This is a genomic window from Paenibacillus sp. FSL R7-0048 (genome assembly GCF_038004505.1).
Lineage (GTDB): Bacteria > Bacillota > Bacilli > Paenibacillales > Paenibacillaceae > Paenibacillus_AQ > Paenibacillus_AQ odorifer.
Map to the genome: position 1 here is coordinate 4,945,264 of NZ_JBBORF010000001.1, position 23,746 is coordinate 4,969,009.

23 protein-coding genes are annotated in these 23,746 nt (G+C 45.7%); 3 read left to right on the forward strand and 20 right to left on the reverse strand.

Annotated features, from left to right (window positions below):
- Positions 1 to 27: 27 nt before the first annotated feature.
- The 7 genes from NSQ91_RS22105 to NSQ91_RS22135 form a co-directional block, all read right to left on the reverse strand.
- Positions 28 to 1,626, reverse strand: a complete 1,599-nt coding sequence (locus NSQ91_RS22105; protein WP_076129498.1) for a methyl-accepting chemotaxis protein — start codon at positions 1,624 to 1,626, stop codon at positions 28 to 30.
- A gap of 208 nt (positions 1,627 to 1,834) precedes the next feature.
- On the reverse strand, positions 1,835 to 2,497 hold the full coding sequence (locus tag NSQ91_RS22110; RefSeq protein ID WP_076219667.1) for a response regulator transcription factor: 663 nt from the start codon (positions 2,495 to 2,497) through the stop codon (positions 1,835 to 1,837).
- Positions 2,498 to 2,534: 37 nt separating this feature from the next.
- On the reverse strand, positions 2,535 to 5,465 hold the full coding sequence (locus NSQ91_RS22115) for a sensor histidine kinase (protein WP_076304006.1): 2,931 nt from the start codon (positions 5,463 to 5,465) through the stop codon (positions 2,535 to 2,537).
- Positions 5,466 to 5,561: 96 nt separating this feature from the next.
- Positions 5,562 to 6,317 (reverse strand): RNA polymerase sporulation sigma factor SigF, encoded by a 756-nt coding sequence (gene sigF / locus NSQ91_RS22120; protein WP_036676059.1) that lies wholly within the window; start codon positions 6,315 to 6,317, stop codon positions 5,562 to 5,564.
- A gap of 11 nt (positions 6,318 to 6,328) precedes the next feature.
- Positions 6,329 to 6,784 (reverse strand): anti-sigma F factor, encoded by a 456-nt coding sequence (spoIIAB, locus tag NSQ91_RS22125; RefSeq protein ID WP_036676058.1) that lies wholly within the window; start codon positions 6,782 to 6,784, stop codon positions 6,329 to 6,331.
- Positions 6,781 to 7,134, reverse strand: a complete 354-nt coding sequence (spoIIAA, locus tag NSQ91_RS22130) for an anti-sigma F factor antagonist (protein WP_036676057.1) — start codon at positions 7,132 to 7,134, stop codon at positions 6,781 to 6,783. The genes spoIIAB and spoIIAA overlap by 4 nt, the downstream gene beginning before the upstream one ends.
- A gap of 175 nt (positions 7,135 to 7,309) precedes the next feature.
- The gene (locus NSQ91_RS22135) at positions 7,310 to 8,446 is read right to left on the reverse strand and encodes a D-alanyl-D-alanine carboxypeptidase family protein (RefSeq protein WP_235219379.1); all 1,137 of its coding nucleotides are present in this window, start codon (positions 8,444 to 8,446) and stop codon (positions 7,310 to 7,312) included.
- 374 nt (positions 8,447 to 8,820) lie between these two features.
- Between NSQ91_RS22135 and NSQ91_RS22140 the strand changes: the two genes are divergently transcribed.
- Complete coding sequence (locus tag NSQ91_RS22140) at positions 8,821 to 9,834, forward strand: serine hydrolase domain-containing protein (RefSeq protein ID WP_076304005.1); 1,014 nt, start codon at positions 8,821 to 8,823, stop codon at positions 9,832 to 9,834.
- Positions 9,835 to 9,944: 110 nt separating this feature from the next.
- Here NSQ91_RS22140 and NSQ91_RS22145 read toward each other — a convergent pair whose 3' ends face one another.
- The 9 genes from NSQ91_RS22145 to NSQ91_RS22185 form a co-directional block, all read right to left on the reverse strand.
- Positions 9,945 to 11,276, reverse strand: a complete 1,332-nt coding sequence (locus NSQ91_RS22145; protein ID WP_076304004.1) for a pyrimidine-nucleoside phosphorylase — start codon at positions 11,274 to 11,276, stop codon at positions 9,945 to 9,947.
- Positions 11,277 to 11,437: 161 nt separating this feature from the next.
- On the reverse strand, positions 11,438 to 12,256 hold the full coding sequence (locus tag NSQ91_RS22150; protein WP_036676055.1) for a purine-nucleoside phosphorylase: 819 nt from the start codon (positions 12,254 to 12,256) through the stop codon (positions 11,438 to 11,440).
- Between the two features lie 49 nt (positions 12,257 to 12,305).
- Complete coding sequence (gene deoB, locus NSQ91_RS22155) at positions 12,306 to 13,484, reverse strand: phosphopentomutase (protein WP_076129494.1); 1,179 nt, start codon at positions 13,482 to 13,484, stop codon at positions 12,306 to 12,308.
- A gap of 242 nt (positions 13,485 to 13,726) precedes the next feature.
- Complete coding sequence (gene xerD / locus NSQ91_RS22160) at positions 13,727 to 14,620, reverse strand: site-specific tyrosine recombinase XerD (RefSeq protein ID WP_076184121.1); 894 nt, start codon at positions 14,618 to 14,620, stop codon at positions 13,727 to 13,729.
- 159 nt (positions 14,621 to 14,779) lie between these two features.
- The gene (locus NSQ91_RS22165; protein WP_036676052.1) at positions 14,780 to 15,013 is read right to left on the reverse strand and encodes a DUF4227 family protein; all 234 of its coding nucleotides are present in this window, start codon (positions 15,011 to 15,013) and stop codon (positions 14,780 to 14,782) included.
- Positions 15,014 to 15,176: 163 nt separating this feature from the next.
- Positions 15,177 to 15,641, reverse strand: a complete 465-nt coding sequence (fur, locus tag NSQ91_RS22170; RefSeq protein WP_036676051.1) for a ferric iron uptake transcriptional regulator — start codon at positions 15,639 to 15,641, stop codon at positions 15,177 to 15,179.
- Between the two features lie 90 nt (positions 15,642 to 15,731).
- Positions 15,732 to 16,382 (reverse strand): stage II sporulation protein M, encoded by a 651-nt coding sequence (gene spoIIM / locus NSQ91_RS22175; protein WP_036676050.1) that lies wholly within the window; start codon positions 16,380 to 16,382, stop codon positions 15,732 to 15,734.
- Positions 16,383 to 16,464: 82 nt separating this feature from the next.
- Positions 16,465 to 17,664 carry an endonuclease Q family protein gene (locus NSQ91_RS22180; RefSeq protein ID WP_076304003.1) on the reverse strand — a complete coding sequence of 400 codons (1,200 nt, stop codon included), beginning with the start codon at positions 17,662 to 17,664 and terminating at the stop codon, positions 16,465 to 16,467.
- Positions 17,655 to 18,227 (reverse strand): NUDIX hydrolase, encoded by a 573-nt coding sequence (locus NSQ91_RS22185; protein WP_036676048.1) that lies wholly within the window; start codon positions 18,225 to 18,227, stop codon positions 17,655 to 17,657. The genes NSQ91_RS22180 and NSQ91_RS22185 overlap by 10 nt, the downstream gene beginning before the upstream one ends.
- A 77-nt stretch (positions 18,228 to 18,304) precedes the next feature.
- Here NSQ91_RS22185 and NSQ91_RS22190 point away from each other — a divergent pair, with 77 nt between their 5' ends.
- Positions 18,305 to 18,478, forward strand: coding sequence for a hypothetical protein (locus NSQ91_RS22190; RefSeq protein ID WP_162636775.1), 174 nt, complete (start codon positions 18,305 to 18,307; stop codon positions 18,476 to 18,478).
- A gap of 160 nt (positions 18,479 to 18,638) precedes the next feature.
- On the opposite strand, the gene NSQ91_RS22195 is transcribed toward NSQ91_RS22190, so the two are convergent.
- The gene (locus NSQ91_RS22195; RefSeq protein ID WP_340919852.1) at positions 18,639 to 18,875 is read right to left on the reverse strand and encodes a hypothetical protein; all 237 of its coding nucleotides are present in this window, start codon (positions 18,873 to 18,875) and stop codon (positions 18,639 to 18,641) included.
- 1,228 nt (positions 18,876 to 20,103) lie between these two features.
- On the reverse strand, positions 20,104 to 21,231 hold the full coding sequence (locus NSQ91_RS22200) for a tripeptidase T (protein WP_076304002.1): 1,128 nt from the start codon (positions 21,229 to 21,231) through the stop codon (positions 20,104 to 20,106).
- Between the two features lie 93 nt (positions 21,232 to 21,324).
- Here NSQ91_RS22200 and prli42 point away from each other — a divergent pair, with 93 nt between their 5' ends.
- Entirely contained in the window at positions 21,325 to 21,426 is a 102-nt protein-coding gene (gene prli42 / locus NSQ91_RS22205; RefSeq protein ID WP_094872112.1) for a stressosome-associated protein Prli42, read from the forward strand.
- A gap of 70 nt (positions 21,427 to 21,496) precedes the next feature.
- Here prli42 and lipB read toward each other — a convergent pair whose 3' ends face one another.
- Positions 21,497 to 22,216: a lipoyl(octanoyl) transferase LipB gene (lipB, locus tag NSQ91_RS22210; protein ID WP_076304001.1), complete on the reverse strand. Its 720-nt coding sequence runs from the start codon at positions 22,214 to 22,216 to the stop codon at positions 21,497 to 21,499.
- 55 nt (positions 22,217 to 22,271) lie between these two features.
- Complete coding sequence (locus NSQ91_RS22215; RefSeq protein ID WP_076184130.1) at positions 22,272 to 23,642, reverse strand: dihydrolipoamide acetyltransferase family protein; 1,371 nt, start codon at positions 23,640 to 23,642, stop codon at positions 22,272 to 22,274.
- Positions 23,643 to 23,746 lie beyond the last annotated feature (104 nt).

Here is a 23,746-nt window from a genome sequence, read left to right on the forward strand (position 1 = left end):
TATCAATGATAATACCCCTGACACTGTTTATTTAACTTTAAAAATAGATACCAGACTATTTAACTCTTCTGCTAGCTGAGCCAAAGCATTGGCGGTCGTTGCCGTTTCACTGCTGCTTGCCGCCATTTCTTCAGTTGCGGCGGATATGCTCTCAATTGAGAACATCACCTCAGACGATTGTGCGGCCTGTTCTTCACTGGCAGCTGCAATTTCTGTTACTTTATGAGCGGTATCGTTCACCATCGTAAGGATATGTTCAAAGGCTTCTCCATTTTTTTGTGAAAAAGCTACTCCTTCTACTACAGCATTTACACTGTGCTGCGTATTCTTCTGCATTTCTTTGATAATGCCCGTGATTTGTTTCGTAGCCCCACTGCTCCGCTCAGCTAACTTTCTTACTTCATTCGCAACAACGGCAAAACCTCGACCTTGTTCACCTGCGCGGGCCGCTTCAATCGCTGCGTTTAGGGCAAGCAGATTTGTCTGTTGGGCAATATCTTCAATCACCGCGATAATCTCACCAATCTTATCGGAGTCTTCCGCAAGTCTAGACATTTGTGTATCCAGTACTGCCATTCCTTGTACGGAGTTCTTAACCACGATCCCTCCATCTTGAGCGATACGCATCGTTTGATCTGAAAGCTCAGAAGCCTGTTCAGCACTCTGGGCTACTGAATTAATCGCCGCAGATAATTCTCGGAACAACTCATTCATCGTTTGTGCTGCACTAGCTTGACTCATACTTCCACTGGCTACTTCCTCTGTACTAGCTGAGATTTGCTGTGCAGCAGCTGAGACACTTTCCGCAGAAGACGAAATGCCGCTAACAGTGCGTCTTAGGTTCAGAACCATTTCATTAACAGAATAAGCTAGCATTCCAATCTCGTCCTTAGATTCCAGATTCGACGTTTCGCTTAAATCACCATTAGCCACTTTACCTAGCAGGCGCATTACTTGATTTAGAGGCCGTGCTATGATCTGCGATATTAGAAGACCCAGACCAATACTGATGAGCAGCGCAACAATAGTAACGCTAAACGTAATCAAACGAGAGGACTGATAAAGGTCATTGGCATTAACAATCGAACCTTGAGCCTGCTTCATATTGATGTCTATTAATTTTTGCAGAAAGTTAGTCAGCTCTGTTGTGGCTGTTTGCAAATCACTTTCGCGCAAATAATTTGTATATTTTTCATTACTAATATTTGTTTTATCAATTTCAATAGTATCATCAAGACTTGTGATATAACGTTGCCAGATCTCAGGATAATCTTTCATTATCGCCAATTCTTCTTCCCTCAACGCAGTCTTGCTATATTTACCCATGATCTCTTCAATACTTTGAACGTTTTTATGTATTTTATCTTCGTATTCTTTCTTTTCTGCCGCTGTTTTAGCCATCGTGTTTATATCACGGATATTGATTCTATTTGTTAAAAATAGTTCATTCGCTTCTCCCAGATAAGCTATAGGTGTTAAGCGATTTTCGTACATGTCCACGATAGAGCGGTCCATCTTACTCAAATTCGTAATTCCATAGAATCCTACAAAGCACAATATTGCGGATACTAACAGAAATGCGGAGATTAACTTCACTGCTGTCCTTAAATTATAAAACCACTTCATTTTCCTCAGCCCCTCATTGGCGTTAGTCATTTTTTAGTAATTCTTAGGAACTATTTCATCATATACGGTAAGCAGATTAAGGTAACCGAAAAAAAATAGCGCGACCACGCAAAAATATTGCGTTATCCCGCAAAAAAAGCGCAGACCAAAAAATCCCGCCTCACAGAACCGTGAACGGGATTTTGATCTATTTGTTTGTAACGAATTTTCATAGTGAATTGTTGAAATCGGACTCCTTCAATATGCCCAGTCGTTTAGCTTTTATTGCCGCTTCAATTCTTGATTTCACATTTAGCTTCTGGAACAGACTCGTTAAACTGTATTCCAGCGATCGTTGACTCATAAGTACAATCTCTGCTATTTCCTTGTTGCTTTTTCCTTTTGCAATCTCTGTCAGCATTTCATGCTCTTTTTTGCTTATCTTCGGGTTTGCTTGGTCAATATTAATCTCCATTCCTTTGGGTGATACTTTTCTTAACTGTTTAACTAGGGTATGAGGCAATATGACATCTCCCCTTAAAGCACAACGCACTGCTGCAACCAACTGCTCTCTATTGGTCGTTTTTGAAATAAACCCAAACAAACCCGATTCGATCATCAAGTTGAATTTGTTTGTAATTTCGTATCCGGTGTAGATTAAGATAATTGCGTCTGCGTTTATTTTTAAGACTTCCTTCGCCAAATCAATCCCATTCCCATCAGCGATATGAAGATCAAACAGCATCACGTCAAACGTATGGCTACCCACCATGTTAAGCGCCTCATGGGCTGAATTGGCTAGGGTAACCTCCATATCTCCCTCTTGTTCCAGTATCATCTTAGTCCCTTCCATGACAGAGGGATGGTCGTCCACTAACAAAATTCGAATCATGCCTAATACACCCCTATCCCCTTATTATGCCCCATGATTAATCTGCAGGTATGGATATAAAGACAGCTAATCCCTTATTCTCTGGCGAAAGAAATCGTATGGTCCCATCCATACTGCGAACCCTTTCTTTCATCCCATAAATCCCCATGCTCTTAAGAGAATCCTCTCCTAAAAGGCTCATTCCAATTCCGTTATCTTCATAATCCAAAAGCACCTGTTGCCCTTCACTAGCTAAGGAGATACGTACTTCTGTGGCACAGGAATGTTTAGCTGCATTAGCCAAAAGTTCCTGCACAATACGGTACAGACCTATTAGAATCTCGTCTTTTAACTTATGCCTGAAAGCGTTTGACTCAAAATAAATCTGATAGTCGTTCCGCAGCTGAGCAAATTCAAACAACGTCTCAAGTGAGGAAGCAAGCCCCTCATTGATTAATGCTGGTGGCCTAAGCTCATTGCAGATCATCCGCAGTTCATAGATAACATCGAGTAAACCTTCTGTGATCTGTTCTAGCTGTTCCTTTAGTTCCCCCGTAACGGATTTATCACTTAAAAAATTATCAAGCTTACGATACCAGATGATCTGTTCTTGAAGTGCTGAATCATGTAGATCTTGAGCCAGCCGTTTGCGTTCATTCTCGGATAAATTAAACATAAAGCGCAGCAACCATGTCGGAGCTTGCTCGGAAGCCGCTAACTCAAGGTCCTTAGTTAGATCTTCTATGAGCAAAAAATTATCAAATAACACACTAACATAACGAGTAATCGTCTTCAGCCACACTCGAACAGAACTTATTTCTAATAAAATAGACTTCTCATTAATGGATAGAATATAGCTTTTTCTTCGGAACTCTCCGATCTTCAGTGAATAGCCCCGCTCGGTCTCAATAATCTCGCATATTTTATCATGGTTATCTTCAACTTCAACCATACAAATATTGGTAACCCGCAAGACCTCTCTAACTTCTTTCAGTAATCGTTGTTCCATGTGACTGATCTTCATCGCACCAAACAAATCTTGCGAGAATTGATCAAGACTCATCTGTAAGTTGAAATACCTTTCCTCGCTGTTCCGAATGATCTGCTCTGTAAGCTGTCTTTCCACCTCAATTTTTTTCCGATCACTGATATCCCTAAAGATAGAGATACATGCAACCTTACCCTTGTATAGAATTGAGCTAGCTGTTACTTCTACATCGATAATAGATCCATCTGACCGCACGACCTTTTGTTCAACAGGAGCTAATATCCGATTGGGTCCATAATAGATTTCACGCATCCGATCTCTAGCCAGCGTTATATAGTCTGGGTGGGCCCAATTAAAAATAGAGGTGCCAATCAATTGATCCTCACTACAAACTCCAAACAATCCTAAACAGGAAAAATTCACATAAAGGAATTTATATTCACTATGGAGTACTACCGCTTCAGGTGACATATCAATAAGCAGCCGATTGAGTTCCTCGCTTTCTCTAAGTTCACTCTCCATCTGGACCCTTTTTGTAATGTCTCTCGCTACGATCACAATACTAACTACTTCTCCATCCTCACCAAGAACAGGTGTACCCAAGCATTCCAGGTCAATAATGTGACCTTTGATGTGAATAAACCGATTGTAAAACATCTTACATACTTTTGTCCGAAAAATATCCAAGATCTGTTCCCGCAACACTTCTTGTTCATCAGGATGAATATACTCCAAAATAGTTGTGTTCTTTATTGAACCTACAGGAAGCCCAATAATTTTCTCACAAGAGGACGAAGCAATAATGAAGTTCCCTTGCTGATCCAGAACCCCAATCATATCCTCCATATTCTCTGTAATAAGCCTGTACTCCGCCTCCCGCTGAGCCAGCCGCTTTTCTACCTCCACAGATGCAGTGGTATCTCTTGCGATAACAAAGGTACCCACAATTTGATTGTTTTCATGTACAGGGATGTTTTTCATCGACCAATGGTTAACTAATCCATTCTCGCGGACAGAAGTAACCGTATAATGCTGCAGAACTCCGCCAACCGTTTTATCAAAATAATCAGACATCATATGCGAATTCTCTGCGCCAAATAAATTCACAATGGATAAGTTCTCTCCGAATCTATTAAAAGCTTCTCCAGTAATTTGCTCTGCCGCTGGATTGATAGCCACAATGCTGCCCTGCATATCCAATTCACACACGATATCTGGATTATGGTCAAACAGGGATTTGTAGCGCTGCTCACTTTTTAATAGAACCTCTTGCATCTGCTTTTTTTCCGTATGATCGATTAAGATCCCATTGAGCCGTACCACTGCCCCTGTCTCATCCATACTGGGAATGATCCTGACTTGGACCCATCGGAGTTCACCGCTGGCATGGATGATCCGATATTCACTGAGATTGCTTACTCCTTGCCCCACTGTAGTTATAATCTCTTGAATTAAAGGCCGCTCTTCTTTAGGAGCAATTCTTAGCCAAAAGTCATCTTCCTTCGCCTGTTCTGCTGAATATCCCGTGATATTGAGAATGGCATCCGATATGAATAACATTTTCCGTGATACGTAATCGTAAGACCAAATCGCCACATCGATCGTAGCAAACATCTGCTGATACAGAGAAAAGCTACTCTCTAACTGGGCTTGAGCATTTTTTTGTTCCGTGATATCTATGATGACGCCATCTATTCGACAAACCTTATGCTCTTGATTAAAAACGGGCGTGCCTATACTTTGAACCCACTTCAGCGCTTTTGCAGGTAACTGCATACGATACTCAAGATTACATAGGTGACCAGAGTATAATTTATCTATATACGCATCAAACCGTTCAAGATCCTCACCGTACACATATTCACGTAAAAAATTGGGGTTATGCGTTAAAGCATGATCTGAACAGTCCACCCATTTCTCCAAAACATTCGACATTGTCAGCAAATTCGCTTCCATGTCAATAGACCATGAGGTCATATCCTTGTCGCCAAGTGAATGCATATTGAGATTCCCTCCACATAAAAAGCCCCCCCTTTTCGGGGCGGCTTTTTCTTCCTATTCGCTATTTCGCAAGCGTCTTTACATTTTAGCCATTATCTACTGAGCAATCTGCTCGCGGATATTCTGCAATATTTTCTTCTCCAGCCGGGATACCTGCACTTGAGAAATCCCAAGGCGACTGGCAACCTCTGACTGCGTTTGGTCACGGTAATATCGAAGATAAACAATCAGCCGTTCACGCTCGCTGAGACCTCCGATAGCCTCATTCAGTGCCAGCTTATCAAACCAGCGTTCCTGTGATTCGTCAGCGATTTGATCAATCAGTGTGATCGGGTCGCCATCATTCTCGAACACAGTCTCATGAATCGAGGTCGGTGGCTTGTTAGCTTCCTGAGCAAATACCACTTCTTCAGGGGTAACCCCCAGTGCCTCAGCAACTTCACCGATGGTAGGCAGACGGTCCAGCGTCTTAGACATTTCATCCTTCATCTTGCGGACCTTATTAGCCATCTCCTTAAGAGAACGGCTAACTTTCAAGGTTCCATCGTCGCGAAGGAAACGCTGAATCTCGCCAATGATCATCGGCACGGCATAAGTGGAGAATTTGACCTCATAGCTGAGGTCGAACTTATCAACGGACTTCAAGAGCCCGATGCAACCGATCTGGAACAAATCGTCAGGTTCATACCCGCGGTTCATAAACCGCTGCACTACCGACCAGACCAACCGGATATTGCAGCTAACTAGTGTGTCTCGGGCAAGATTATCTCCGGCCTGACTGAGCGCGATAAGACGTTTGACCTCCGCATCGTCCAAATAGGTCGGCGGAGCTTTTTTTGACTCTGCATCCATGGCTCCAACCCCTAATTGTATAAAGCTTTTTTCGAAACGATGGTTTTCTTCATTGAGATCGAAGTGCCGTGTCCCGGTTCACTAGTGACTTCAAATTCATCCATGAAATTCTCCATAATGGTAAAGCCCATGCCCGACCGCTCCAGCTCTGGCTTTGAGGTATATAGCGGCTGTTGTGCCAGCTCCAAATCCTCAATGCCCCGTCCCTGATCCTCAATGGTTAAATGTACCGTTTCGTTGTCCAGCGAAGCTGAAATAGTCACAATACCTTCCGGATCACTATCATACCCATGAATAATACAATTGGTGACCGCCTCCGACACGACTGTCTTCAGATCATTCAGCTCGTCCATTGTAGGATCAAGCCTAGAAACGAACGCCGCTACAACTACACGCGCGAATGATTCGTTCTCCGAGAGTGCAGCGAACTGCACGTTCATGAAGTTACCAGCCTTACCATTTGTCATAACGCAACCTCCAAATCCGAGAGTGCAGTGCTCTCGTCGTCATATAGGGGCATGATCTTGAACAGGCCTGACATTTCCAGAAGTCGCTTCACAGGTGCCGTTGCATCACACACCACCATTTTGCCGCCTTTACTATGGATCAGTTTATACCTTCCCAGAATTACGCCGAGACCCGAACTGTCCATAAACTGCAGATGCTTAAGACTAAGGATCAAATGCGATACCTGACCCCGCATAATCGCTTCATCCATATCCATTCTTACAAAATCGGCGGCATGATGATCGAGTTCCCCAGATAAACGGACAATCAGCACACCCCTGTGATGCTCCATTTCCACATTAGAATTCATGCTTGCCACTCTCCTCTTCGTTGCTTTGAAAACTTGGCCTTAAGAGACAGTACCCATTCTCTTCAAGGACAAGGTTTCTACGTGGCAAATCAGGAATCCTGCCTCACGACAAAACTAGAAGAAAACCCCTATGAATCTACAAAGCACATGGGCGCAATCTACAAAAAAGCTCTTTTTAATCCATGCCGAACATCGAGCCTGTTGTACGTTTAAAGAGCTTCCACCAGCCTGCTTTTGCCACAGCTTCCCCTGCTTTAAGTTCATACTCTTTAATCACTTGGGTTCCTTGGTAGACAACCAGCTTGCCTATGGACTGGCCTTCAGCCACTGGTGCCTTCACGCTTTCTGGAAGTACTAGTTCGTGACGAATGCCTTCTTGCGTCACACCTTTTTTCAAAAGAACACTATACGTCTCTTTCGCCGTAATCGGCAGCTCGGACTTCACACCCTTCTCAATCTTAAGGGTACCGATAGCGTCCCCTTCTTTGTGAATAGTGTGGATCTTATATTGCGAAAAGAGATAGTCAAACATGCCCGACACTTCACTGTTACGTGTCTTCGTGTTCGGCTCACCCAGCACAACAGCAACAGCACGCAGACCGTCTCTTGCAGCCGTAGCAGATAAGCAGAATTTTGCTTCAGCGGTATATCCTGTTTTCAGTCCATCAGCGCCTGTATAGAAACGTACAAGCTTGTTCGTGTTTACCAACCAGAATGGTTTGGTGGAATCCTTACGCAGATAATCCTGATAGGAACCGGTATATTTGATAATTCTATCATGCTTTAAAAGCTCCCGGCTAATTACCGCAATATCGTAGGCTGAGGAATAGTGATTAGCAGCTGGAAGACCGTTGCAATTGGCAAAGTGGGTATCTTTCAGACCCAGTTCTTCCGCTCTTTTATTCATCAGATCGACAAAAGCGCTCTCCGAACCCGCTATTTTCTCTGCCATCGCCACAGATGCATCATTACCGGAGGCCATAGCGATGCCTTTGAGCATCTCATCCACCGACATTTCTTCACCAGGCTCCAGGAAAATTTGCGATCCGCCCATCGATGCGGCATATTCACTCGTGCGCACCTTATCCGTCAGTTGCAGTCTTCCTTCATCCAGTGCTTCCACCGTAAGCAGCATCGTCATAATCTTCGTAATACTTGCGGGAGGCAGCTTATCATGGCTGTTCTTTTCATAAATAATAGTGCCGGTGCCTGCATCCATCAAAATCGCTGAACGCGCACCAGGCGCAAGATCTACAGCGGCAGCATTACTGCCAGAATCCTTGCTTTTTTCCTCAGCATAAGCACCTGACATCGGTCCTAGAACCGACACAACGATACAGAGCACAAGCACAGCAAAACGCATTTTTCTCACAATGGTTCCCCTCCTGAACGTTAACCTTCATATCACAGGTACTGTGTTCCAGTTTCGTCAGAAAGGGTGGAAATTATTCCATTTCCAAGTAAATAACTATAATAATTTATCGCAAGAAGTAATGATGTTGTCAATAAAAAAAAGCCCAGCAGCAGTTGCAGAGCATTTTTATTATAGGGGAGATCAAAAGTTAATTCAATTTTTAAGTATTTCCAATTTTTCCGTACTCATTTAACCCCCCTTTAAAGGAAAATGTAATATTTTAACGAATGGTATTTAAGAACTTAACTGCTTATAGAGGAGTGAATATACAGATGAACCACCTTGCAGATTGTATTGAAGCAGAAGCTAAACAGAACAATTTCTCTGGTGTAGTGCTGGTACAACAACCTGATAAAAAAGTCATCAGCAGTTGTTACGGTTATGCCAATAAGTCGGATAAGCGCGAAAACAATATTCATACTCGGTTCGGCATTGCTTCCGGGTGTAAAATATTTACCGCGATCGCTGTCTGCCAGCTGGTCGATCAGGGATTGATTTCTTTTGAAAGTAGACTATTAGATTATCTGAAAAAGGTAGAGTTCCCTCTCTTTAGTCCCGACATCACCATACATCAGCTGCTTACGCATAGCTCTGGTATTCCGGATTATTTTGATGAAACAATTATGGATGATTTCGAGGATCTGTGGAAGGCACGGCCTATGTACACCTTGCGACAGCTTGAGGATTTTGTGCCGATGTTCCGGACTCTTCCCATGATGTGGACCCCTGGCGAACGTTTCCACTACAATAATGCCGGCTATATCGTGCTAGGCCTTCTGGTAGAGGAGCTGAGTGGAATGTCTTTTTCCGATTATGTAGAGCAGCACATCTTTAAGCCTTGCGGAATGGAGCAATCCGGTTACTTTACGTTAGATGCCTTACCTGCCAACTGTGCACTAGGATACATAGAGGAAGAGAACGGAAACTGGAGAACCAACATCTACTCAATCCCGGTAAAAGGAGGCGCTGACGGTGGAGCTTTCGTCACTGCACCCGACATGCAGCTATTCTGGAGCGGGTTAATCAACCATACATTATTGAGTCCAGTACTCACTTCATTATTGCTTACTCCCCATGTACATGTGGATGGCGAAGGCTATTATGGTTATGGTGTATGGATTACCCTCCGCGAAGAAAAAGTGTTCAAATTTCACATTATGGGCTATGATCCCGGTGTTTCCTTCCGGTCGGCTATCTATCCAGCTAGTGGCGAGACTGTGGTCGTATTATGTAATACAAGCAGCGGGGCTTCGCAGATATTCAATAAGATTAATAATCAGTTATAAATATTGCACCATTGAGCAAAACGCAAAGAAGCGACCTTCCCGTTATGGGAGGATCGCTGCTTTGTTGTTTGTTTAAGGCCATAGCCATGACAATATTTATATTGCCTAGGCTAGTACCGTGTTACCCCATCTTTAGTAACAAGTGCAAATACCAAAGGTTGGGCAGGAACAGGTTCAGAAGTGATACGGTAGGCTTCTAACACCTTACCTTCAGCTTCCTCTACTTTCTTCTCACTGGCATCATTGATATGCAAGACTGCAAGCGTCTCGCCGATCTCTACAGCATCTCCAACCTTTTTAGAAAGTTGAATCCCCACAGCCAGATCGATTACGGATTCCTTAGTTTCACGTCCAGCTCCAAGCAGCATAGCCGCAACGCCAATTTCCTCGGCCTGAATCCCTTCTATGAACCCTTTGGTTTTTGCTATCACTTCAATGAATCGCTTAGCCGTAGGGAGCTTCTCCGGAGAATCAATTTGCGATACATCTCCACCTTGTGCCTTCACGATTTGTTTGAACTTCTCTAGCGCACTGCCATCTTCAATATGCGTCATAAGAATCGAACGTGCCTCCGCTTCATCCTGGGCTTTGCCGCCAAGAACAAGCATCTGGCTGCCCAGAATAAGACAGACCTCCTGCAGATCCTTCGGACCGTGACCCTTCAAGGTCTCGATTCCTTCCTTAATTTCCAACGCATTTCCGATCCCGTAACCAAGCGGCTGGTCCATATCACTGATAATCGCAACGGTATTGCGACCCAGATGCGTTCCAATGTCAACCATCGCCTGAGCGAGTGCTATAGAATCATCCAGCGTCTTCATAAAAGCACCGCTGCCTGTTTTGACATCCAACACGATCGCATCCGCACCTGCTGCAATCTTCTTGCTCATCACAGAGCTTGCAATAAGGGGGATGGATTCAACTGTTGCTGTTACATCCCGAAGGGCATACAGCTTTTTGTCTGCGGGTGTAATGTTGCCCGACTGGCCGATCACGGCAGCCCCGATCTCCCCTACTTGGTCAAAGAAACGCTCACGAGCCATCTCGATAGAGAAACCACTGATGGACTCCAGCTTATCGAGCGTGCCTCCAGTGTGCCCAAGTCCGCGGCCGGACATCTTCGCTACCGGTACTCCAGCAGAAGCTACCAAGGGTGCCAATACTACAGTTGTTTTATCGCCCACTCCGCCTGTGGAGTGTTTATCGACCTTAATACCTGCGATTGGGCTAAGATCTACTTGATCGCCGGACATCGCCATTTCCATCGTTAAATCGCCGGTCTCCCGCGCGTTCATGCCTTGAAAATAAACAGCCATTGCCCATGCAGAGAGCTGATAATCAGGCACTTCACCTTTACTGTAGCCCTGAATTAAAAAGGAAATTTCCTCACGACTCAGCTCTCCACCATCTCTTTTTTTCTGAATAATATCGACAGCTCTCATATTACACCTGCACTTCACGGACAATTGCGCGAGCAAGTCCGATAAATTTTGGTCTAGTCAAATTAGTTACCTTCATTATCTGTTCAAACTTCAATGGCTCAAGCTCATTCACTTGTGTCATAGATTGGACCTCCCAAAAATTCATAATGCAGTACCCGAAATTACATTTTCGGAATAAAGCCCAACACCAGCTTCAGGAAACGCTCACGCACACGATCTGCAGTTTCCATAACCTCTTCATGGTTGAGCGGTTGATCCAGGATTCCCGCAGCCATGTTAGTAATACAGGAGATACCCAATACCTCGATACCTGCATGCCGGGCAACAATGGTTTCCGACACAGTAGACATGCCAACAGCGTCAGCCCCCAGATGACGAAGCATTACGATTTCAGCAGGTGTTTCGTAGCAAGGTCCCAGCAGACCTGCATATACGCCTTCTTTGAATTCGAAATTCTGCTGCGCTGCCGTTTCCTTCGCTACCTTGATCAGGCGGCGGCTATAAGCGGTTGACATATCCGGGAAGCGCACGCCCAGTGCAGGATCATTAGGTCCTATTAACGGGTTCCGTCCCGTCATATTCAGATGATCCGTAAGGAGCATAAGATCGCCCGGCGTGAAATCTGTGTTCACTCCACCAGCAGCATTAGTTACTAATAGGCTGGCTATACCAAGTTCTTTCATAACCCGAACAGGGAATGCCGTAACCTCCGGTCCATAACCCTCATACATATGAAAGCGGCCCTTCATCATCACGACACGGCGTCCTTCAATCATACCGATCAGCAGTTCTCCCTCATGCCCTTCTACAGTGGACACAGGGAAGTGAGGAATCTCATCATATGGAATGCTGATTCCATCGGTGATCAGGTCTGCCAGCACACCGAGTCCTGAACCAAGGATCAATCCAATTTCCGGAGCCACCGGACATTTGTCTTTTATATAAATGGCTGCTTCTTGAATTTCTTTTTGAGTTAACATGCTATGGATGATCCTCCTTAATGAATGTTGTGGCGCAACCCACATTCTTTTATTGCAGTTTCGCTAAAAAGCTTGTCCCATACTGCGGCGCCTTCGCACCGAAATTATCAGCAATGGTTGCAGCAACATCTGAGAAGGTCTCACGAATACCCAAGCTATCTGGATGCTTAAGGCGTGGGCTGTAAATAAGCAGCGGCACATATTCACGAGTATGATCTGTTCCACTATGGATTGGATCATTCCCATGATCTGCTGAAATAATCAACAGGTCATCTTCACCAAGCGTGGATAGAATTTCAGGCAACGCCTGATCGAATACTTCCAGTGCATGACCGTATCCTTCCGGATCGCGACGGTGTCCATATAAAGAGTCAAAATCCACCAGATTCGTGAACAGCAACCCGTTGAACGGTTGGCGAAGCTGCTCAATGGTAACTTCGATACCATGTTCATTGCTCTTCGTAGGGTAAGAAGCTGTAACCCCTTCACCTGTGAAAATATCGTTGATCTTTCCTACCGCGATAACATCTTTTCCGATATCAGCCAGCGAATTCATTACCGTTGGTTCCGGTGGTTTCACGGCATAATCATGGCGATTCGAGGTCCGTACGAACTTTCCTGGTTCGCCAACATATGGACGAGCAATAACGCGCCCTACGGAGAATTCAGGAGCCATAGTTAGCTCACGGGCGATTTTACACGCGCTGTATAGCTCTTCCAGTGGAATGATATCTTCATGTGCCGCAAGCTGGAATACACTGTCCGCAGAGGTGTACACAATCCAAGCTCCGGTCTTCATCTGCTCTTCGCCATATTCAACTAAAATTTCCGTACCGGAAGCCGGTTTATTACCGATCACTTTCCGGCCAGTTGCTGCTTCGAATTTCTCAATCAATTCTGCCGGAAATCCATCCGGATACGTATTGAATGGAACCTCAATTTTCAGCCCCATCAGCTCCCAGTGCCCGGTCATCGTATCCTTACCTACAGATACTTCCTGCATCTTGCCATAATATCCAGTTGGTGAAGCTACAGGTTCAAGCGGCGGCAGCGGAGCAATATTAGCTAATCCTAACTGCTGAAGGTTAGGCAGTTTTAATCCGGGAACACGGTTCAAAATATGGCCAAGCGTATGCGACCCTGCATCACCAAAATTCGCAGCATCTGGAGCTTCTCCGATACCTACACTATCCAAAACAATAAAACCAATTCGTTTAAATGAGGACATATTGTCTTCACTCCTTTTTTAATATAGATCGTTCGTTCATTCGTTTGCACCAACAAGAAGAAACGGCTGTACCTTCTCCCGGAAGTCAGACGCTTCCGTAGCTAGCGATACAATGTATCGCCTGTCAGGTATCCGTTTCTGCCAAAGGATAACCTGTGGAAAATTACCCATTCCCCAGTCTATCCTATAAGTATGATTCCATCATAACTATCTTACTCACAAAAAGCATCTTTGAAGCATGATCAGCGAGCTCTGGGATGATGGCTCTCATATACTTCCTTCATATTCTTACGCGCGATACCGTTATAAATCTGAGTCGTCGAAATATCAGCATGACCCAGCATTTGTTGTACGGAACGCAAATCCGCTCCACCTTCCAGTAAATGGGCGGCAAAGGAATGCCTAAGCGTATGCGGTGTAATATCCTGCTCAATGTTTGCTTCCCGTGCGTATTTTTTTATGATTTTCCAGAACCCCTGGCGGGTTAAACGCCCACCTAGGCTATTCAGGAACATGGCCGGCTCCTCCTGATGATCACGAAGCAGCTTGTCCCGCATAAGAGAAGTGTAAGCTGCTACACTCTCTGCAGCAATGGTTCCGATGGGAACCACTCGTTCCTTGCCCGAAGTCCCTGTACAGCGCGCAAACTTCATGTCCGTATGCACATCGTCTACGTTAAGAGAAATTAATTCAGAAACCTTTATCCCCGTTGCGTAGAGCAATTCCAGCATAGCCTTATCGCGCATCCCTTGTGCTGTACTCACATCTGGAGCAGCTAGCAGCCGCTCAACCTCCGAAACCGCAAGCACCATAGGTGGCTTCTTATCGGGCTTCATGGTTTCCATGTCCAGTGTTGGATCCTGCTCAATTAAACGTTCCTTCAGCAAATAATGAAAAAAGGCCCGCAGGGACACCGCGTTTCTGTTGAGTGTTGCAGTAGCTCTTCCCGCTCCGCGTAAGGAGCCAAGATATAACATCACATGAGATCTTCGGATTTCTTCGGGCTGCTCAACCCCCCGCTCTTCAGCAAACTCTAGAAACTGCGATACATCCCTACCGTAAGATTCCAGTGTATTCGGGGACAAACCTTTATCTCCGGACAAATAATGTAAAAAAGGCTGCAAGTGTGACTTCATTATTTCACGCTCCTGTCCTGGCGCAGCTACTCTTAGTGTCTTCCTGCAGCACATTCAGCATGAGGCTTCAGCAGATGTGTACACAACGCTTACTCTGCATAAATCCACCCTAGCTTTCTTCGACATTCTTCTCGCTTGTTCCTGCTTCCTGCGTAGCTTTCATTCTCCGAACCAGTAATAGAAACGCAAGCGCTGCCGTGCATCCAGACCATCATCACCAACCTCGGCGTGATCAAATGCCCGAACAGCGGTGCCTTCAGGAATTCCATAGTTCTCTATCGGACTGAGCCATTCCCCTAGCCAGCTCATAGCATAGTAGAGTAAATAGCTTAGAGCCACAAACATGATCATAAAATACAGCTTACGCACTGTTTTGGGCACAGAAACAATCATAAGGACGCCTCCTATTACATATAAATGAATTCTGCTCGTCCTTCATTTTATGCTCCAAAAAAGGCTGATATGTATGGCTCTAATAGACTAATCATTTAAAAAGCCCCCTCCGGTATAGGAACCGGGGAGGACTTGTGAAGTTAATTCTTAATATAAGATAACTTTAGGATGGATTTCCGTCTGTATTGTTCTTATCAGTACAGCGGTAGCAAATCCCATGGAAATCAAGTCTATGATCAAGCACTGTGAAATTAAACTCTTTCTCCAGTCGCTCTTCCAGCGGACCGAGCCAATCCTCGCGAATCTCATCCATACTGCCGCATTGCACACAAATTAAGTGATGATGATGATGCTTCGCAGTATCTGTTCGCAAATCATACCGGGCTACACCGTCGCCGAAATTGATCTTTTCTACGACATGAAGCTCACTGAGAAGTTCGAGGGTACGATACACAGTCGCAAGACCGATCTCGGGAGCTTTCTCCTTCACGAGCATAAATACGTCTTCCGCGCTAAGATGATCTTCCTCATTCTCCAGCAGCACTCTTAAGGTCGCTTCCCGTTGGGGTGTAAGCTTGTATCCTTGGGATTGTAACTGTTGCTTAATCTTGTCTATCCGTGCTTCCACCTGTCTCCCTCCCCCTTGGATAATTACCGCACCGGTCTTCAAACCACTTCTTCCATTATAGGGGGTGTCGCTTTCAGAAGTCAAACGCTTTTACTGCACAGTCAAGGTCGTCACCGCTTGTACAAGTGAAGGCGTGACCCAACGCATCATGGTTGGTGTAACCCAAGTCTCAAAACATGAAATACCCAGGATCAAAAGCGCCATCACAAATGACAATATAGTGTACATGGTAAAAGGACGAGTCACTGGCGTCCGGCGCTGTCCCATCACCCGGCTGCGGATCATCTGCAAGGAAAAAGCTATCGCAGCTGCACTGCTTACCAGCAGCACAGGGATCAGCACCAGATTATGTGGAGCCACAGAGACTAACGCGAACAACATCCCATGCCAAGAATATTGACTAACCAGACAGCCAACCGTAAAACCAATCAGTACCCCTTTTAAAAAATCAAGAATCAAAATTCCCGGCAGCCCAATGACCGACAGCCCAAGAATCCAGATCAGTCCGATCCATTTCAGATTCAAGGCCGCTATACTCCAGTACGAATCAGGTGCGGCTGGCAGACCTTGCTGATCAACCGTAACAAAGAAATTCCCCAGATAATCCCCCAGCTCCTGCTGCTGATCCATCGTAAGCGCACTAACGATAAGAGCTCCAAATACAACACCTACCAGAAATAATACGCCGACAAAAATATACAGAGGCGTCTGTTCCTTCATCATCAGCCGTAAATTACGCATTTGGGACGTTCCCCTTTCCGGTTACATGTTACACCATATGAGAAAACGTCCCGCGATATGACTTGTCCTTCAGGTAATGACTCTACTTTATGGGCTGAACCACTTTACCGTACGTCCCGCCACCGCCTGCTGATAGCTCCAAAATTCCAGAGCGGGCCTGGACGATCATCGACGCCAGATCCGCACCTACAACGCTGGCAATTTCCGCTTCACCACAACCATGTAAAATGTTCATCTCAGTTCCAAACGCTTGCAGTAACGCGTTCATCTTCGCCTTCCCTAACCCCGGGATAAATTCAAGCGGAACCTGATAATGATAGGGTGGACGGTCAGCAGGCACTAACGGGGTCTTGCGGTCCGCAATATCTAGGATCCGGTCGAAGACACCTCTAACCAGCTTAAGACTGCCGCAATATTGGCAACGGTCCGAGTTGACATAAGCCTCATCAATAATACTGCCACAGCCCCCGCAATAGCTCCGGTGGTATTTGCCAAGCCGCGGATTAAGTCCGAAATTAGCACTTACCTTCCGCCCATCTTTACGTTCCAGTGCAAGCCGCAGTTCAGCGAACGAAGGCCGTGCCAGCTCCATCACATTATACTCACGCCCTAACTTACCCAGTGAATGCGCATCTGAGTTGGTTAGAAACGTGAAATTATCCAGCTCACAGAGATATCCAGCCATTTCGGAATCTGCACTCAGCCCAAGTTCAACCGCAGCTATGCGGTCCAGATCAAAGATGTCCGCCATACGCTCGGCAGCACAGCCGTACAAGCCCTTGTGAGGCGTGAAAATATGTGCAGGGATAAGAATGCCTCCCCGGCCGTAAATCTCATCCTGAAGCTCCCTAGCCGGAGCATACAGGCGTTGGGAACTTAGATTCACGTTCCGCATATAGCGGCTCATCCACGCACTAAAGTCGGTCATGCGTTCCACGTCCGGCATGTAAGCGAGCACATGGCACTCTTTTCGCCCTGGCTCGCGGATTTCAATCTCTGTTCCCAGAATGATCGTAGTCCCTCGGTAAGCAATGCCTCCACCTTCAGCTAATGTCATCTCTCCAGATTCCAAAGACCGCTGAATATCCCGCAGGACGCCAGGTGAATGACTATCTATAATACCGATCATTTCTAGTCCTTTGCGCTCTGCAGCTTCTTTGGCAATGCCCGCAAAGGTAAGCTCGCGGCTGCCGCTAATTTTGACAGCCTGACCTTCCGACGTTCGCCCAATATGAACATGCAAATCGCAATAGAAACTCTTCAGTTCAGTTGTTAATTCCATTGGCCTGTCAGCGTGTATAGATGCCAAGCGTACACTGCCATCATCGTTTTTGCATCCGCGATGCGCCCGTCAGCCATATATTGATACGCTTCCTCCAGGGTAAGCTCCGAAACCTCTAGAAATTCATCCTCGTCCAGTGACATGTCCCCTGGTTGAGCGTTAGTAGTCACATACAAATGAATAATCTCATCGGCGAAGCCGGGAGAAGTATAGAAAGATTTAAGCAATTTCAGATCTCCACTGTGAAATCCAGTCTCTTCCTGAAGTTCACGACCAGCCGCAACTAATGGATCTTCACCTTTATCCAGCTTCCCAGCCGGAATTTCTACCTCAGTGCGTTGCATGGGCTGACGGTATTGCTCTACAACAAGCATTTTGTTGTTGTTTAAAGCAAGCACCGCTACGGCGCCGGGATGCTTCACAACTTCACGTGTCGCAGTATTTCCATCAGGCAGTCTCACTGTGTCCACCTGCAAAGATATAATCTTCCCATCAAAAACAGGCTGTGTAGACAATGTCACTTCATCAAGCTCGGGTTTGCTGTGCAAATGTTGTTCTCCCATAAAGTTTCTGGTCTCCTTTTTCTCTATTGTGCATACGGTGTATTATAGCAAACTTAAAGGGAAAGAAGGAATTTCAGATGAATGAAATCTTCAGCCGTACAAGCTCATCCGCAGTGATGATGGTAGGTAAGCCGGAGGAAATAAAGGCCATCTTGGCTGGATGGATCCAGCAGTATGGGCGCGATATGCCCTTGGCATACATTCTTTCCCTGCACGATCAATCCGCAATCCTTCCGTCCAAGGCAGGATGAATTCATCCTCTCCTTTGGGACTTAGCCATACATGTTCACACAACTATAGGGGTGTCTCAAAAGCCATGAAATGGCTACTGGGGCACCCCAGTCTTTTTGCGTCGCCCCGATTAGAGAGGGATTCTGCTTACGATGCAGGTATTGGGCACAGGTTGTTTGATTAAACGACTATTGCGCTTACGATACTGGCATCAGACACAACTTGTTGATCGCTCACGATGCTGGCGTCAGACACAACTTGTTGGTCGCTCACGATGCTGGCGTCAGACACAACTTGTTGGTCGCTCACGATGCTGGCGTCAGACACAACTTGTTGATCGCTCACGATGCTGGCGTCAGACACAACTTGTTGATCGCTCACGATGCTGGCGTCAGACACAACTTGTTGATCGCTCACGATGCTGATATCTAGCACAAGTTGTTTGATTAGGTTGCTATTGCGCCTACCTTTGTACGCTATCGGACTCAGTTGCCCTTAAACACACCTTTTCCCCACTTTTACGATGCTATCGGACCCCAGTGACGCTATCGGCACGAAAAACACACTTTATGCTCCTCTTCTTATGGAATAGCTGCGCTCGTGTCCGATACTCTGCTCAATTGGCGATAATTTTGCTTTTAGCGTCATCTGGGTCCTTTCGCCTCAACAGAGGGGGCGGACTTGGCGCTGTCGCTCTCTGCCCATTGGAAGTGACTCGCGCTATCGGACTCAGTTGCCCTTAAACACACCTTTTCCCCACTTTTGCTAGGCTATCGGACCCCAGTGACGCTATCAGCAAGAAAAACACACTATATGCTACTCTTCTTATGGAATAGCTGCGCTGGTGTCCGAAACTCTGCTCAAATGGCGATAATTTTGCTTATAGCGTCATCTGGGTCCTTTCGCCTCAAGAGAGGGGGCGGACTTGGCGCTATCGGTTGTGTCTCTGTGCTATGTGATGTGTCTCAGTACTATCGAATGTGACTCGTTGCTGACTCTGCGCTGTGTAATGTGTCTCTGTGTTATCGAATGTGACTCTTTGCTGTGTGTGACTCGCGCTATCGGACACAGCTGCACTTAAACACACCTTTTCCCCACTTTTGCTATGCTACCGGACCCCAGTGACGCTATCGGCACGAAAAACACACTATATGCTCCTCTTATTAAGGAATAGCTGCGCTCGTGTCCGAAACTCTGCTCAATTGGCGATAATTTTGCTTTTAGCGTCATCTGGGTCCTTTCGCCTCAAAAGAGGGGGCGGACTTGGCGCTATCGGACACAGTTGACCTTAAACACACCTTTTCCGCACTTTTGCTTTGCTATCGGACCCCATTGCAGCTATCAGCACAAAAAACACACTATATGCTCCTCCTATTAAGGAATAGCTGCGCTCGTGTCCGAAACTCTGCTCAAATGGCGATAATTTTGCTTATAGCGTCATCTGGGTCCTTTCGCCTCAAGAGAGGGGTGGCATCCGGGAATTCTGAAAATCTCTACTTCGAGACTCGCCAAAAGCAGCGTTAGAGGTCGCATGACTTTTTTGGGATTACCCTAAATATAGCTGCACTAAACTCCCCATAAAAAAAATGCAGAGCAGCGATCCTCCGTTACGGTAGAATCGCTGCTCTGCTGTTTTATAAGGTGGTTAGCCCTTTACGCTCTCTTTTACAATATTCACAACGAGTTCAGCCACTTTAACGATATCTTCGGCTTTAATCCGTTCCTTGGTAGTATGGATATGTTCATAACCCACTGCAAGGTTAACAGTCGGAACATCTAGACCGTTGAACACGTTAGCGTCACTACCTCCGCCAGAGTGGAACAGACGTGGAGTAAGCCCCATAGAAGTAATGGCCCGCTGTGCAAGCTGTACTACCGGATCATGTTCATTAAAGCTAAAAGCAGGGTAGATGATTTCACTGCGGAATTCGCATTCTGCGCCGTATTCCCGCACAGTTGTCTCGAGTGCTTCGCGCATCGAAGCGATTTGATCGCCAACCTTCTCCTGCACAATACTGCGTGCTTCTGCATCCAGCTGGACGTGATCGCACACTACATTCGTTGGGCCGCCGCCAGCGAACTTTCCAATATTCGCTGTGGTTTCGTTATCAATACGACCCAGCTTCATGGCTGCAATCGCTTTGCTAGCGACTTGAATTGCGCTGATGCCGTCCTCTGGGTTCACGCCAGCATGAGCCGATTTCCCAAAGATTTGCATCGTGATTTTAGCCTGTGTCGGTGCTGCCACCGCAATCGCTCCAACTTCACCATTGGAATCAAGCGCAAAGCCGAAGTCTGCATCCAAGTTGCTTGGATCCATCGAACGTGCGCCCAGCAATCCAGATTCTTCACCCGCTGTAATCACGAATTGAATCTGACCATGCGGAAGCTTTTGCTCTTGGATCACACGAATGGCTTCGAACAATGCCGCAAGCCCTGCTTTGTCATCAGCTCCAAGAATCGTAGTGCCATCACTTGTAATCCATCCATCTGAACCAAGTGTAGGCTTGATATTTTGTCCGGGAACAACCGTATCCATATGGCAAGTGAACAGAAGCTTTGGAGCAACTCCTCCATTCTCAGCTGGCCAGGTAATAAATAGATTACCTGCTCCATGTCCGGTTCTTTCCTGGGAATCGTCTTCGAGCACTTCTAAACCCAGTTCGTTAAACTTACTCTTAAGGACATCGGCAATCTGCCGTTCATTTCTTGTTTCGCTATCAACTTGGACAAGTTCCATAAACTCCTGAATCAATCGGTCTTGTGAAATCACTGGACTTCCCTCTCTTTCGTGAATACGGTACAATGGTTGTACGGATTACCATCTTCATGTTAATAACTTAAACTAAATCTAAAGGAGTTACCCATGCAACGTAATAAATGGTTCAAGATCTTCATCTACGTCATGTTGTTTGCCATGATTGCCTCTACACTATTTATGGTTATCGAGCCGTTCCTTGCAGGTTAAACATTGCTCAGGAAGCATTAATAATAGCGGCTAGGAACACCTTGCCGCTATTTGGCCTGCACGTTTGTTCTTAATCAGCCTTTGCCATATCACAGAAAGTATCCATCAGCTCTTCATATGGAAAATGTTTCAAGAAATATGGAACCAGCTCTCTAGCCACCTCTTGAAGCTCAAATCGACGACCTGCACATTCCTCTAGAGAAGTTATCCCAAAATCGGTGATTCCGCATGGAATAATCCCTTGAAACCCGCGCGCCGCAATCCCCTCAGAAATGTTAAAAGCAAAACCATGACTGGTAATAAAACCTCTTCTAAATTTACTCTTATTAAACTTCACACCTATAGCACAGATCTTCTCATCGCCAACCCATACTCCGGTGTACTCCGGTTTACGATCTCCGGCAATACCGTAGGATGCCAAATAATCAATAATAACAGCCTCCAGACTGCGCAAGTACCCATGCAAATCCACTTTGCCATCTTCTCCGAGCTTAAGGATCGGATAACCTACAAGCTGACCGGGTCCGTGATATGTAATATCTCCTCCGCGATCGATTTCAAACAGCGCGATTCCTTTTTCTTCGAGCTGCTTTTGATCCAAGAGAAGATGTTCAGGATGATTTTGTGAACCAATAGTATAGGTAGGCGGATGCTGCAAAAGAATAAGTCTCTCCGGCTGCTCGCCAGAATCAATGGCATGCACACTTTCTTTTTGCAGCTCCCAGGCCGTCCCATACTCCATAATAGGGTCATATGAAATCTGCAGCTTACGAATATCCGAATTATTCATACCGTCAGGTCCCCTTTTTCAGTCTCATGCCTGCACAGTTTGGCTCGTTATTATTTTAGTAAAGTTTCGTATCCGGGGTATATCCTTCAATATTATCCTTGACGCGTTGCAAGAAACGACCACAAATGACTCCGTCCAGAATCCGATGATCGAGCGACAGACAAATATTAGCCATTGATCGCACACCTATCATATCGTTAATAACCACAGGTCTTTTTACAATCGATTCAAATGTTAAAATCGCTGCCTGTGGATAGTTAATGATTGGATAAGAAAGAATGGAGCCAAACGAGCCTGTATTATTTACAGTGAAAGTCCCTCCCTGCAAATCTTCCAGGCTCAGTTTGCCTTCGCGTGTTTTTTGTGCCAATTCATCAATCTCACGAGCCAACCCAGCGACATTTTTCTGATCAGCCTTCTTAATCACAGGAGTGATAACCGAATCTTCTGTACCTACCGCTAACGAGATATTGATATCACGTTTGACAATAATTTTGTCTACAGCCCAGACAGAGTTCATAATCGGGTAATCCTTAATCGCACTCACAACAGCCTTCATCATGAAAGCCAGATAGGTTAGATTGATACCTTCTTTACGCTTGAACTCATCCTTATGTTTATTGCGCAGTGCGACCAGATTAGTCACGTCTACCTCAATCATTGTCCAAGCATGCGGAATCTCAGAGACACTTTGACGCATTCTTGTAGCAATTGTATTCCGGATTGGCGTTACATCAATCAGGTATTCAGAACTGCTGCCTCTGCCACCCTCAACTTCAATTGTTGGAATACGAGGAGATTCGCTCAAGTGTAGACCCGAATGGCGAAGTGGCTCTTCTGCCTTCTTCTCTTGGGCTTGAACGAACTGTGGAGCAGGCGGTTGTGACGCCATTGGGGCAGGCTGGCTAGCAGAAATCGAAGCTGCAGATCTAGCTCCGCCGCTTTCGAGGAAGGTCAGCACATCCTTACGGGTAATCCGACCACCCATACCAGTACCAGCAACTAAAGTCAGATCGATGTTATGTTCAGCAGCCAAAGTCTGTACCGCAGGAGAATAGCGTGCACGCATCATATCGCCAGCAGTTGAAGTCGCACTTTGTCCTGCAGCATTATTAGAGGAATTAGCTGCAACTGTGTTAGTGTTAGTCACGTTTGCAGCAGCAGATGCAGTCACAGGCACGGCTATACGACAAATGACTTCGCCGACATTGACAACCTGGCCTTCTTCCGCCAATAGTTCACCCATAACTCCATCTATCGTTGAAGGTAATTCAGCATTTACTTTATCTGTAATAAGCTCACATATTGGTTCGTATTGCTCTACCGGATCGCCCGGTTTCTTCAGCCATTTGCCGATCGTCGCCGATACTAGCGATTCCGCCAGCTGCGGCATGATCACGTCAGTCAACTTTTGGTTGTCAGACATCTTTTCACTCCTTAAAAGTTTTACGAAGCATTGACTCTTAGAAAGACTACATAGTAAAACTTGCTTCGTAAGCATATTCTTAAAGTTTTACGAAGCTTCGTCAG